Genomic DNA, 266 nt, shown 5'->3' with positions numbered 1-266 from the left:
GCTGATTTTTCGATGGCATCCAGTAACTGATGAAGCTTCACCGCATCCGCGAAAGTAGGTACTAAGGCTGTGCCTTCTTGAATATCTTGGGCGAACTTACGATAAGCCTGAGCCATATTCAGAACAAACCCGGAATCATTCTTTAGAGACTGTGGCGCCCAGTAATAGGAATCCGGTATGGTTAGTTCACGAAGCTCGCTGTCAGTAGCTCCTGCACCGCGTAATTGGTGTGATCCGAATTGAATGGATGCAGGCGCACTCAGTAC

The 266-nt window shown here is 48.5% G+C and carries 1 pseudogene; it reads right to left on the bottom strand.

Annotated features, from left to right (window positions below):
* A pseudogene (locus AC1ECF_RS17655) lies at positions 1–266 on the bottom strand (hypothetical protein); the annotation flags it as partial.

It is taken from the genome of Psychrobacillus sp. Z3-81 (assembly GCF_056620325.1).
Note: the sequence above shows the minus strand (reverse complement) of the source record. Positions and strands in the feature narration are given on the sequence as shown.